Raw genomic sequence first — 11,444 nt, 5'->3', positions numbered from 1 at the left:
TCATCGGCTCCTGCCCGCTTTGTACTTTCCCTTGCCAGCGCCAATCACACCGTCGGCCAGCGCCAGCCGGGCCATGGCCTTGTGGGCGTGGGCGTGGGTGATGGCCAGGCCCAGCGCGTCGGCGGCGTCGGGGCCGGGCAGGCCGGGCAGATTCAGCAGGCGCTTGACCATCTGCTGAATCTGGCCCTTGCTGGCGCGGCCCCAGCCCACCACGGCTTGTTTCATCTGCAGCGCGGTGTATTGCGAAACCGGCAAATCCGACGACACCAGCGCGGTAATGGCCGCACCGCGCGCCTGGCCCAGCAGCAGGGTGGATTGCGGGTTGACATTGACGAACACGATCTCGATGGACGATGCGTCGGGCTGGTAGCGCGCCACCACTTCGCGGATGCCGTCGAACAGCACCTTGAGGCGTTCGGGCAGCAGGTCTTTGTCGAGGTGGGTGGTGCTGATGGTGCCGCTGGCCACGTAGGTCAAATCGGAGCCATCCACATCCACCACGCCAAAGCCGGTGGTGCGCAGGCCGGGGTCGATGCCGAGGATTCTCATAAACCAAAGTACCAGCGCACCGAATGAAAGAACACCGGCGCGGCAAAACACAGCGAGTCGATGCGGTCGAGCATGCCGCCGGCGCCGGTGACCGATTTGCCCTGGCCACGCCAGATCGGAATGCCGCGGTCGCGTTTGATGGCTTTCATGACCAGATGCCCGAACGACCCGGCGGCGCAGGCGATGAACGACAGGGCAAAGGCCTGGCCTGGCACAAAAGGCGTGATGCCCGCCAGCAGCGCGCCCAGCAGGCTGCCCGCCGCCATGCCCCAGCTCCAGCTGTGCCAGTTGAAACTTTGACTGATGTTGGCCGCCAGCGGGGGGCGCGGCCGGTAGCGGGCCATCAGGTGCTGCGTGACCATGCAGGTTTGCACCACCAGCACCAAAAATAGCACCAGAAAGGCGTTTTGCTTGTCGTAGCGCGGAAAGTCCAGCAGCATCAGGGCGGGTACATGGCTCATGCCGTAAATGCAGACCATGATGCCCCATTGCAGCTTGGCGTTGCGCTCCAGAAAGCGCACCGGGTCGTTGGCCAGCGCGCTGGCCACCGGCAGCGCCAGAAACACATAGACCGGAATGAATACGGTGAACAGGTTGAAGTGTTCGGTGCCCACCAGGTAGTACTGGAAAGGCATCACGCCAAAGAAAGCCAGCACCAGGCTGCGGTGGTCGCCTTGGCGCGTGGGCGACAGCGTCAAAAACTCGCGCAGGGCAAAAAAGGAACCGAGCGCAAACAGCACCAGGCGGGTGATGTCGCCGGCCAGCCAGGCCACCCAGAAGACAAAAATCAGCGCCCAGCTGGTGCGCAGCAGCTGACTCAGGTCGTTGATGCGATCCCGGTGGCTTTGCTGCGCCTGCACGTCGTCATGCTCGCGCATCGACAACAAAAACAGCATGAGCGAGGCCAGCAGCAACAAGCCGAACACCAGCACGAACATGGCACCGACCTGCTGCGACGCGCTGAGATGTTTCAGGGTTTGGTACATGGACAACAGGGTTCAGATGTCGCGCAGGGCGATGACGGCACCGCGGGCGCGTTGCAAAAAGGCGTGGCAGCCTTCACCGGGCTGCACTTGGATCGGCGCGCCAAAGGTGACCGAGCACAGCACCGGCACCGGCACCACTTCGCCCTTGGGCATGACGCGTTGCACGTTGGCGATCCAGGCCGGAATGAGTTCCACCTGCGGAAACTTGAGCGCCAGATTGTAGAGCCCGGCCTTGAAAGCCTGCGGGTCGTCGGCATGGCCGCGCGTGCCCTCGGGGAACAAAATCAGCGAGTCGCCGGCGGCCAGGGCGTCAATGAGCGGCTCCAGCGGGTCCTCAAGCGCGTGGCGCTCGCGCGAAACATAAATCACGTTGAACACCGCCGTGGTGATCCATTGTTTGAAGGGCGATTTGGTCCAGTATTCGCGTGCCGCCACGGCTCTGACGCTGCGGCGCAACTCCTTGGGCAGGGCAGTCCAGATCATCACCAGGTCGGCGTGGCTCTGGTGGTTGGCAAAGTAAATGCGCTGCTCGGCCTTGGGCGGGCAACCCCACCAGCGCGCCTGGGCACCGGTAAGCACCCGGATGAGCCCCAGCAAAAACAGGCTCACCGCGCTGGCCGCCAGCGGCGAGGCCCAGGCGGCGGCACGGCTGCGCCAGTTTTGCGGCAGGCGGGGCAACCGGCTCATGGCAGTTCGGCGCTTTCAAGGCGGCGTGCAATGGTGCCGGCGCGGCCCGCCACATAGCTTGAATTGGGCAGCTTTTCGAAGTACTTGGGGCGTGGCAGCATCACCGCCAGCCGCGCCGCCTCATACGTGCTTAAGCGCGCCGCGGGCTTGCGAAAGTAGTGCAGCGAGGCCGCCTCGGCGCCAAACACGCCTTCGCCCCACTCGACGTTGTTGAGATAAATCTCCAGGATGCGCTCCTTGCTGAGCACGGCCTCCAGCATCAGCGTGAGGACAAATTCCTGGCCCTTGCGCAGCAACGTGCGCTCGCCCGATAAAAACAGGTTTTTGGCCAGCTGCTGGGTGATGGTGGAACCGCCCACAATTTTGGCTTGCTTGACCGGCCTGGCTGTGGGTGTTTTGGTGGCCTTGGGCGAGATTGTGGTGGCGTTTCTGGCAGCATTTCTGGCTTGTGCCTGCGCCGCCAGTTCTTGTGCTCGGGAGTTTTTTTGCCAGGCCTTCTCGATCGCATCCCAGTCCACGCCTTCATGGCTGGCAAAGCCGTCGTCCTCGCTGGCGATCACCGCGCGCTTGAGGTTGTTGGATATCTTGTCATACGGCATCCATTGCTGGCCCCAGCGCAGCGTGCCTTTTTGGCTGGCCAGGCGCCAGGCTTCGGAGCGCTCGAAGGCGGTGGACTGCGGGTTGATGACCAGCATGGCGGCAATGCGCGCCACAAAAAACAGTTGCAGCAGCACAAAAGCGAGCGCCACCAGAGCGAGCCAGCGCCAGAATGATTTCATGGCCTTAGTGCCCGCCCGCAATGACAGCCCGCAACTCGGCCAGCACCTGGGCGGACGGTGGGCGCACGCCACGCCAGATCAAGAAGGCCTCGGCGGCTTGCTCCACCAGCATGCCCAGGCCGTCGCGCGGCGTGGCACCGTGGGCACGCGCCCAGTCCAGGAAGCCTTGCGATGCGGGGCCGTACATCATGTCGCAGGCCAGCGCGCGCGGCTTCAAAACATGGGCCTCAACCGGCACGCCCGCGCCGCTCAGGCTGGTGGCGGTGGCATTGATGATGACATCAAAGGGCGCCGCGAAGCCGTGCAGGGTATGCGCTTCGAGTTCGGTTTGATGCTGTGCTGCCAGCGGCAAATGGCGCGCCACCAGCTCGGCGGCCTTGTGCTGCGTGCGGTTGGCCACGCTGATGTGCGCCGGGCCGGCTTGCAGCAGCGGGCCCAGCACGCCGGCAGCGGCGCCGCCCGCGCCAATGAGCAACAAGCGCAGGCCCTTGAGCGACAAGCCAGCGTTGCGCTCGATGTCATTGACCAGGCCGATGCCATCGGTGTTGTCGGCCAGAATCTGGCCGTCCCTGAACGTCAGCACATTGCAGGCCCGCCCCAGCAAGCCGCGCTCGCTGGTGCGGCTGGCGATTTTTGCGGCCTCGAACTTGAACGGCACCGTGATGTTGCAGCCGCGACCACCTTCTTCAATGAAGGCGTGCACGCTGCGGGCAAAGTCGCCCGGCGCAATGTCGCGCTTGTCGTAGTGCAGTTGTTGGCCGGTGAGCTCGGCAAAGCGGGCGTGGATCCAGGGCGAGCGGCTGTGCGCCACGGGGTGGCCCATCACGCAGTAGAGGTCGGTGGTCATTGGGTGGTTCGCTGCAGGGTTTATTGGCCGTTCAGGTGGGCTTCCAGCGTGTCGTCGCGGGTGAAGTTGAAGCGTGACACCACGGCAATTTCATCAGCCTGACGACGCATGGCAGCGCTGAATTTGCCAAACGGTCCGGCACTACTGGCAATGGCGCGCGCCTGCCGGTCCAGCATTGGGTTGCCGGAGCTTTGCACCACCTCGGTGGAGAGCACGACACCGGCGCTGTTGATGTTGACGACCATGGTCAGCGCGCCATAGAGCTTTTGGCCGTTAGCCTGTGGGAAATTCTGCGTGCCCCGGTCTTCAATGGCGCGGCGCAAGTGGTCGTAATAAAGCGCATACACCGCCTTGCGCGTGGCCGGGCTGATGTAGCGCTTTTTCGGGCGGGCGTTTTCCAGGTTGATGCGGCGCTCGATTTCGGCCAGCTGCTTGACGAGCTGCTTCTGCTTTTGCTCGCGTTGCGCCTGCTCTGGGCTCAGCGTTTCCTGCCGCGGCTCATCGGGCGGCAGTTTGGCCAGCAGATTCTTGACTTTCTGGAGCATCAGGTGTTGCTGTTCGCGCATCTCACGCTGCTGGCGTTCCTGCTCTTGTTCCTGGTCCTGGCCCTCGGCGTTGAGCAGGGCCGGCGGCAACGGGCTTTGGGCACGACCGCGCGTGGCCTCGCCGCCGCCAGCCAGCGCGGCCTGTGCGATGGCTTGCGCCTTGTCAGGCTGTTCGCGGGTGTCTGAATTCACCAGAATGACTTCGAGCGGGCTGTCTTGCAGCACCCGGTTGAAGGCCTGGGGGTCCACCAGACGCACGGTCAGCAGCGCCGCGTGCAGCGCGATCGAGACGCCCAAAGCGATCTGCAGGGTACTGAGCGGCAGCAGGTTCACGGCGCGCTGGCGGCCTCTGCGCGAGGCGGGTTGGCGGTGGCGTCGGCCACTGCATCGACATCAGTCAGGTCCACGGCGATGGTGATCGGGCCGACCACGGTGTCGTCGTCCTGCTCTTCGTCGGCCTCAAACACCTCGGGTTCGGCATCGAGGCGCTCCAGCACCGTGCCATGAATATCGAGCGACACCAGGTCGATGTCGCCCAGCTTCACGCGCACCCGCGCGCCGCGCGGAAGGTCTTGCGCGCCCATCACCGGCAGCACCAGTGGCAGGTGGTCGGCGCGCACCAGGTTGTCCTTGAACAGGGTGGCCTCCAACTCGGTGATGGCCTGCTGCTGCACGTATTTGAGCGTCCAGAAGCGCTCGATGGCGTTCTGGTAGCCGTTGTAGGCAAAGTAGGCGGCATCGAAGCTGGAGATGATCGAAAAAAGCTCGGCATCCTTGGGCTTGAACGGCGCCACCAGCGCGGCGGTTTTGCCGTGCCGGGCGCAGGCAATGATTTGCCACTGGTTGAGCAAGTCCACATAACGGCGCAGTGGCGAGCTGCTCCAGGCGTAGCTTTTGACACCAATGCCTGCGTGCGGTAGCGCGCGTGTGCCCATGCGCACCTTGACACCGGGCAACATCGATGCCTGGCTGCGGTAAATGCCCGGCACACCCAGTTCGGCCATCCAGTTACCCCAGGTGCTGTTGGCCAGGATCATGGCTTCGGACACGATCAGATCGAGCGGCGCGCCGCGCTGGCGCACGCTGATCTCAACTTGTTCGGTTCCCTGCGGCTCAGCCCCATCATTGCCGACCAGTCTGAAGTTGTAGTCAGGCCGGTTGAAGTTTTCGGGCTTGCCGCGCACCACCTCACGTTTGGCTTTCAGGTCTTGCGCCAGCCGGTACAAAAACGACAGCTGCGGGCGTTTGTGCTGCAGCGGCGGTGGGTCGGTGTCGTGCATGAAAGTCGGGTCTTGCAGCCACTCCAGGGTGACCACGGTGTCGAGCTGGTCATGGCGCAAATTGGCGCCAATGTGCACGCGCTCGAGTTTGGTCTCGGCGGCCTTGATCTCCAGGGTGGCCTCGTCGAGCGTCACATAGAGCGACACCGCCGGGCAGTCGCAGTCTTCCTTGAGCGTGTAGCTTTGCACCACCTCGTCGGGCAGCATGGTGAGCTTGTAGCCCGGCATATAGACCGTGGACAGGCGCGCCCGGCCCAGTGCGTCGGCCGCGCTGCCGGGCTGGATCGCCAAACCGGGCGCGGCAATGTGAATGCCGACGACGACGGTGCCAGTGCCCAGGCCTTGCACCGACAACGCGTCGTCGATCTCGGTGGTGGCCGAGTCGTCAATTGAGAACGCCCGTGCGGCTGACAGCGGCAGCTCGTCCTTGATGGGCGGCGCGTCAAACTTTGGAAAACCAGTGCCCTTGGGAAAGTTCTCCAACAAAAAGCGTTTCCAGTGGAACTGGTAGGGCGAGTCGATGGCACCGGCCTTGATCAGCAGGTCGAGCGGGCCCAGGTGCGTGGCGCGCGAGGCTTCGACCACGGCCTTGTACTCGGGCGCGTTCTTGTCGGGCTTGAACAGGATTTTGTAGAGCTGGTCGCGGATGGCTTGGGGGCAGATGCCCTCGCTCAGTTCCTTGACCCAGGCTTCGATTTGCAGCGCGATCTGTTTCTTTTTTTCGATGGCGGCCAGGGCTTGGGCCAGGATGTCGGCCGGGGCCTTTTTAAAGCGGCCCTTGCCGGCGCGGCGAAAGTAGTGCGGCGCCTCATACAGCGCCATCAGCGTGCCGGTCTGTTGCGCCAGCGTGGCGTGTTCCGAGAAATAGTCGCGCGCCAGATCGGCAAAGCCAAAGTCGCCCTCAGGGGCAAATTCCCAGGCCATGTCAAGCTCGATGTCGGCGGCCACGGCCTGTGCGTCGGTCACCAACGCGTGCGGCGCGGGTTTGTCGAACTTGAGCAGCATATTGGCCGACTTGACCTTGACACGCTTGCCCGAGTCAAGCTCCACCTGGGCGGAGGTGTCGGCCTCGGAGAGGATGCGACCGGCCAGAAATTTGCCGGTTTCTTCAAATAATAAGTACATCGGCGAATTGTCCCACGGCTGGGGGTGGGCATCCATCGGCCCGATGGCGGGCTTTTTTGTAGGAGCGGCGCCCTCGCCGCGATGGTATTCGTCGCTTTGAGGGTCAATAGGGGTCATCAAACCCGAGCCGCGCCATGATCTCGCTCTCGCGCAGCTCCATCACCTGGGCATCTTCGTCCTCATCATGGTCCCAACCCTGCGCGTGCAGCGCGCCGTGCACCAGCAGGTGGGCGTAGTGTTCTTCGAGGGTCTTGTCCTGTTCTTTGGCCTCGGCGGCCACCACCGGCGCGCACAGCACCAGGTCGGCGGTCACGACCGGCTCCTGGGTGTAGTCGAAGGTCAGCACGTTGGTGGCGTAGTCCTTCTTGCGGTAGTCGCGGTTCAAGGCCTGGCCCTCAGAAGCATCGACGATGCGCACGGTGAGCTCGGCGTCGCTTTGCAGCGCGGCGCGCAACCAGCGTGCCACTTTGTGGCGCGGCAGAGCGGCGCGGTGCAGCGGCGCATCTTCAAATTTGCCGAATTGCAGCGAGAGGGTGAGCTGGTTCATTTGATTGGTTTGCGAGTGGGTTGGCGCGTGGTCTTGCGTGTGGTCTTATCTATGGTTTGAGTCGGGGCGCTTAGCGGCGCAACCGGCAATGCGTCGTCACGCGGGTACAGGTTGATGCGCCCCGGCGCGTCGTAGGCATCGACAATACGCGCCACCAGCGGATGCCGCACTACATCGGCGCTGGTCAGGCGGCAGATGGCAATGCCTTCGACACCTTTGAGCACGCGCTCGGCGTCGATCAGGCCGCTGAGCTGGGTGCTGGGCAGGTCGATCTGACTGACGTCACCGGTGATCACGGCCTTGGAGCCAAACCCGATGCGCGTCAGAAACATCTTCATCTGCTCGGGCGTGGTGTTTTGCGCCTCGTCCAGAATGACAAAAGCGGTGTTGAGCGTGCGCCCGCGCATGAAGGCCAGCGGCGCGATCTCGATGCTCTGGCGCTCAAAGGCTTTTTGCACGGCATCGAAGCCCATCAGGTCGTAAAGCGCGTCGTACAGCGGGCGCAGGTAGGGGTCGATCTTTTGCGCCAGGTCGCCGGGCAAATAGCCCAGTCGCTCACCGGCTTCCACCGCCGGGCGGGTCAGCACAATGCGCTGCACCGTGCTGCGCTGCAACGCATCGACGGCCATGGCCACCGCCAGGTAGGTTTTGCCGGTGCCGGCCGGGCCGATGCCGATGGTGATGTCGTGGCTGGCAATGCTGTCGAGGTAATGCGCCTGGTTGATGGAGCGGGGTTTCAGGTCGGCGCGTTTGGTCTTGAGCGACGGGCCTTCCGCGCCGTGCACGTCGCCGTCACCGGCCAGCATCAGCTGCACGGTGCGTGGCTCGATCGGGCGTGCCGCGATCTCATAGAGGGCCTGCAGCATTTCCATGCCGCGCTTGGCATTGGCTTTGATGCCATCGACCTTGAACTGCTCGTGGCGGTGCGCAATTTTGACTTGCAGCGCGGCTTCGATGGTGCGCAGGTGCTGGTCCATGGGACCGCACAGGTGGCCCAGGCGGGTGTTGTTGGGCGGCGAAAATAGGTGTCGGAGGATCAAAGTTGATAATTCTCGAATGGCGGACTAATTTGCTTGCATCCGGAGCGGCACCCCGAATGATGAAAGAGCAGCGTCATCGCGAGCGTAGCGTGGCGATCCATGTCTTCGGAAGTCATGGATTGCGTCACTTCGTTCGCAATGACGACGTTCTTTAACGTTAACGAAAAACAAACTGAATGATAGGCACAAAATGATCGGTAAATTAACTGGCACCCTGGACGACAAGAATCCACCGATGGTCATCGTGGACTGCCACGGCGTGGGTTACGAGGTGTTTGTGCCCATGAGCACGTTTTACAACCTGCCTGAGTTGGGTGTCAAGGTAACGCTGTTGACGCACTTTGTGGTGCGCGAAGACGCGCAGATTTTGTACGGCTTCGCCACCGCGGCCGAGCGCGCCGCGTTCCGCGAACTCATCAAGATTTCGGGCGTTGGGCCGCGCACGGCGCTGTCGGTGCTGTCGGGCATGAGCGTGGCCGAGTTGGCGCAGGCCGTCACGCTGCAGGAGGGCGGCCGACTGATGAAGGTGCCCGGCATTGGCAAGAAAACCGTCGAGCGCCTGCTGCTCGAACTCAAGGGCAAGCTCGGCCCTGACATTGGCGTGCCGAGCAGCCTGGCCAGCGACGCCCAGGGCGACATCTTGCAGGCACTTTTGGCCTTGGGTTACAGTGACAAGGAGGCCGCCGCCGCGCTGAAAGCCCTGCCCAATGACATTGGCGTGAGCGACGGCATCAAGCTGGCGCTGAAGGCGCTGGCGAAATAGTTTGCAAGCTCCGCGACAATGGCGATCCGAATTGCCTGTGGGCTCATTTTTTGTTCAACCCCCTGATAGGACACCTTGATGAAAACGACTGGTCTCAAAACGCTTCATTTGACATTGGCCACAGCGGCTGCCTTGGCCTTGTTGGCCACGCCTGCCCACGCAGCCGACAAGGTCAAGGTGGGCATGCTCAGCACCTTATCTGGCCCCGGCGCGGGTTTAGGCATTGATATTCGCGACGGATTTAACCTGGCGCTCAAACATTCGGGCGGCAAGTTCGGTGGCCTGCCGGTCGAGGTGATCGTGGCCGACGACCAGGGCAAGCCCGACGCGGCGCGTCAGACCGCCGCCCGGCTGGTGAAGCAGGACAAAGTGGATTTCATGACCGGTGTGGTGTTTTCCAACGTGATGCTGGCTGTCGGCAAGCCGATATTCGATTCCAAAACCTTCTACATCAGCGCCAACGCCGGCCCGTCGCAACTGGCCGGTGCGCAATGCAACCCCTATTTTTTCAATGTCGCCTGGCAAAACGACAACCTGCACGAGGCGGTGGGCAAAACGGTGCAGGACAAGGGCTTCAAAAAAGTTGCTTTGCTGGCGCCCAACTACCCGGCAGGTAAGGACGCGCTGGCCGGTTTCAAGCGCTATTTCAAGGGGCAGATTGCTTCTGAAGCCTACACCCCCCTGAGCCAGCTGGACTACGGTACCGAGTTGTCCAAAATGCGCGCCTCTGGCGCCGATGCGGTTTACATTTTTCTGCCGGGCGGCCTGGGCATCAACTTCATCAAGCAATTTGTCGGCGCCGGTTTGTCCAAGGACATGACACTGTTTGGCCCGGGTTTTTCGGCTGATGAAGATGTGATCCGCGCCGTGGGTGAACCCATGCTCGGTATGTTCAACAGCTCGCAGTGGGCGCACGACATGCAGAACCCGGTCAACCAGCGCTTTGTGGCCGATTTTCAGAAAGACTACGGCCGCCTGCCCACGCTGTACGCGAGCCAGGGCTATGACGCTGCCCGCCTGATGGATGCCGCCGTGCGCGACGTCAAGGGCAACTTGAGCGACAAGGCGGCGCTGCGCAAGGCCATTGCGGCCGCCAAATTCGACTCGGTGCGCGGCGCCTTCAAGTTCAACAGCAACGGCTACCCCGTTCAGGACTACTACCTGCGTGTGATCACCAAGGACGCGCAGGGCCGCATCACCAACCGCACCCTGAGCACTGTGTTCAAGGACCACGCCGATGCCTATGTGGGCGAATGCAAAATGCCGGCGCTCTGACGCTATGGCTGTCATTGCGAACGACGTGCGGCAAGCCGTGCCCACCGACTGCGTGGACTGCCGCGCTGCGCTTTCCATGAACAGGTTCCGTCATTGCGAACTATCCCCGTCATTGCGAACGCAGTGAAGCAATCCATGACTGCCGACTGCATGGATCGCCACGGCCTACGGCCTCGCGATGACGGGGTTGGTTCATGGTCTGTGTGCGGTATCGAGCCGATTCGGCAGGCTCGCAGTGACGATGTCTTTGTTCAAGGTACGTGTTCGGTATCGGGCCGATACGGTGGGCTCGCGATGACGGCTCGAATTTATCAGTCATGACTGGCATTCTGCTTCTGGAGCAGTCGCTCAACGGCCTGCAGTTCGGGCTGATGCTGTTTTTGCTGGCCGCCGGGCTGACGCTGGTGTTCGGCATCATGGACATGATCAACCTGGCGCACGGCTCCATTTACATGATCGGGGCTTACCTGATTGCCAGCATTGCGCTGGCCAGCGGCTCGTTCTGGACCGGGCTGGTGCTAGGTATTGTCGCCACAGCGGCGCTCGGCGCACTGCTGGAGCTCACTGTGCTGCGCCGCCTGTACCAGCGCGACCACCTGTCGCAGGTGCTGGGCACCTTTGCCATTTTGCTGATGAGCAACGAGGCGGTGCGCATGGTCTGGGGTTCGCAGCCGATTGCACTGAATCCGCCCGCCGCCCTGGCCGGTCCGGTGGAGCTGTTGCCGGGCTTGAGTTATCCGGCTTACCGCCTGTTCATCATCGCCGTGGGGCTTGCCGCGGCCGGCTTGCTGTACCTGCTGGTGACCCGCACGCGGCTGGGCATGCAGGTGCGCGCTGGTGCCTCGAACCGCGAGATGGCGCTGGCCATGGGCGTTGACGTGCGGCGCCTGTTCACGCTGGTGTTTGCCATTGGCGCGGGTTTGTGCGCGCTGGCTGGCGGCATGCTCGGGCCGCTGCTGGCGGTGCAGGTCGGCATGGGCGAGAGCATTTTGATTCTGGCCTTTGTGGTGATCGTGATCGG

At 62.9% G+C, this 11,444-nt stretch carries 12 protein-coding genes; 3 read left to right on the top strand and 9 right to left on the bottom strand.

Translation table 11 applies throughout. From position 1 onward, the window contains the following. The 9 genes from ruvC to IBX54_RS08435 form a co-directional block, all read right to left on the bottom strand. Positions 1–549, bottom strand: a complete 549-nt coding sequence (ruvC, locus tag IBX54_RS08475; RefSeq protein WP_296542231.1) for a crossover junction endodeoxyribonuclease RuvC — start codon at positions 547–549, stop codon at positions 1–3. Further along, complete coding sequence (locus tag IBX54_RS08470) at positions 546–1,535, bottom strand: phosphatidate cytidylyltransferase (RefSeq protein ID WP_296542230.1); 990 nt, start codon at positions 1,533–1,535, stop codon at positions 546–548. Before IBX54_RS08470 ends, ruvC begins: the two co-directional genes overlap by 4 nt. 12 nt (positions 1,536–1,547) lie before the next feature. Then, positions 1,548–2,159 carry a 1-acyl-sn-glycerol-3-phosphate acyltransferase gene (locus IBX54_RS08465; RefSeq protein ID WP_296542232.1) on the bottom strand — a complete coding sequence of 204 codons (612 nt, stop codon included), beginning with the start codon at positions 2,157–2,159 and terminating at the stop codon, positions 1,548–1,550. A 59-nt stretch (positions 2,160–2,218) separates the two neighbouring features. Beyond that, on the bottom strand, positions 2,219–3,001 hold the full coding sequence (locus tag IBX54_RS08460) for a transglycosylase domain-containing protein (RefSeq protein ID WP_296542229.1): 783 nt from the start codon (positions 2,999–3,001) through the stop codon (positions 2,219–2,221). Between the two features lie 4 nt (positions 3,002–3,005). Continuing rightward, positions 3,006–3,848, bottom strand: a complete 843-nt coding sequence (aroE, locus tag IBX54_RS08455) for a shikimate dehydrogenase (protein WP_296542228.1) — start codon at positions 3,846–3,848, stop codon at positions 3,006–3,008. 20 nt (positions 3,849–3,868) lie between these two features. Then, positions 3,869–4,726 (bottom strand): energy transducer TonB, encoded by an 858-nt coding sequence (locus IBX54_RS08450; protein WP_296542227.1) that lies wholly within the window; start codon positions 4,724–4,726, stop codon positions 3,869–3,871. Further along, on the bottom strand, positions 4,723–6,798 hold the full coding sequence (locus IBX54_RS08445) for an RNB domain-containing ribonuclease (RefSeq protein WP_296542226.1): 2,076 nt from the start codon (positions 6,796–6,798) through the stop codon (positions 4,723–4,725). The genes IBX54_RS08450 and IBX54_RS08445 overlap by 4 nt, the downstream gene beginning before the upstream one ends. Before the next feature lie 103 nt (positions 6,799–6,901). Next, positions 6,902–7,345, bottom strand: coding sequence for an rRNA maturation RNase YbeY (gene ybeY / locus IBX54_RS08440; protein WP_296542225.1), 444 nt, complete (start codon positions 7,343–7,345; stop codon positions 6,902–6,904). Then, entirely contained in the window at positions 7,342–8,385 is a 1,044-nt protein-coding gene (locus IBX54_RS08435) for a PhoH family protein (RefSeq protein WP_296542224.1), read from the bottom strand. The genes ybeY and IBX54_RS08435 overlap by 4 nt, the downstream gene beginning before the upstream one ends. Positions 8,386–8,575: 190 nt before the next feature. Between IBX54_RS08435 and ruvA the strand changes: the two genes are divergently transcribed. From ruvA to IBX54_RS08420, 3 genes are all read left to right on the top strand, one after another. Next, complete coding sequence (gene ruvA, locus IBX54_RS08430; RefSeq protein ID WP_296542223.1) at positions 8,576–9,148, top strand: Holliday junction branch migration protein RuvA; 573 nt, start codon at positions 8,576–8,578, stop codon at positions 9,146–9,148. A 78-nt stretch (positions 9,149–9,226) separates the two neighbouring features. After that, the gene (locus IBX54_RS08425) at positions 9,227–10,423 is read left to right on the top strand and encodes an ABC transporter substrate-binding protein (protein ID WP_296542222.1); all 1,197 of its coding nucleotides are present in this window, start codon (positions 9,227–9,229) and stop codon (positions 10,421–10,423) included. A gap of 317 nt (positions 10,424–10,740) precedes the next feature. After that, the coding region (locus IBX54_RS08420) for a branched-chain amino acid ABC transporter permease (RefSeq protein WP_296542221.1) at positions 10,741–11,444 on the top strand (704 nt) is incomplete at its 3' end.

Origin of the sequence: Rhodoferax sp. (genome assembly GCF_014859475.1) — a bacterium.
GTDB lineage: Bacteria > Pseudomonadota > Gammaproteobacteria > Burkholderiales > Burkholderiaceae_C > Rhodoferax.
Note: the sequence above shows the minus strand (reverse complement) of the source record. Positions and strands in the feature narration are given on the sequence as shown.

Coding starts and splice junctions, on each gene's coding strand:
- ruvA (WP_296542223.1), top strand. CDS start 8,576: ATGATCGGTAAATTAACTGGCACCCTGGACGACAAGAATCCACCGATG.
- IBX54_RS08425 (WP_296542222.1), top strand. CDS start 9,227: ATGAAAACGACTGGTCTCAAAACGCTTCATTTGACATTGGCCACAGCG.
- ruvC (WP_296542231.1), bottom strand. CDS start 549: ATGAGAATCCTCGGCATCGACCCCGGCCTGCGCACCACCGGCTTTGGC.
- IBX54_RS08445 (WP_296542226.1), bottom strand. CDS start 6,798: ATGTACTTATTATTTGAAGAAACCGGCAAATTTCTGGCCGGTCGCATC.
- ybeY (WP_296542225.1), bottom strand. CDS start 7,345: ATGAACCAGCTCACCCTCTCGCTGCAATTCGGCAAATTTGAAGATGCG.
- IBX54_RS08460 (WP_296542229.1), bottom strand. CDS start 3,001: ATGAAATCATTCTGGCGCTGGCTCGCTCTGGTGGCGCTCGCTTTTGTG.
- IBX54_RS08470 (WP_296542230.1), bottom strand. CDS start 1,535: ATGTACCAAACCCTGAAACATCTCAGCGCGTCGCAGCAGGTCGGTGCC.
- aroE (WP_296542228.1), bottom strand. CDS start 3,848: ATGACCACCGACCTCTACTGCGTGATGGGCCACCCCGTGGCGCACAGC.